Here is a 276-nt window from a genome sequence, read left to right as displayed (position 1 = left end):
GAGCCGCGCGAAACGCTGCCGCAAGATCTGCCCGCCGGCACGGTTCGTCTTTCCGGCGACTTTCTCTGCGCGCCGTTTTCGCGCAGCGATGTCGAGGAAGCGCCGCTGCATGGCTGGCCGGCCAACAGCCGCTGGGATGTCGTCGGCAGCGAGGCAACAGTTGACGGCTGGCGGGCCGTTTTCAGGTTGCGGCACAAGGTCATGGGCGCAACGGTCGACAAGATCCTCACCCTGCGCGACGACCATCCGTTTCTCTATCAGGAGCATGGCTTTTCC

The 276-nt window shown here is 64.5% G+C and carries 1 pseudogene; it reads left to right on the top strand.

Features of this window, described 5'->3' with window-relative positions:
- Positions 1-276 (top strand): annotated as a pseudogene (locus E5W87_RS26915) (hypothetical protein); the annotation flags it as partial.

Origin of the sequence: Mesorhizobium sp., from assembly GCF_004962925.1 — a bacterium.
In the GTDB taxonomy this organism is placed as follows: Bacteria; Pseudomonadota; Alphaproteobacteria; order Rhizobiales; family Rhizobiaceae; genus Mesorhizobium.
This window is presented reverse-complemented; position numbering and strand designations above follow the sequence as displayed.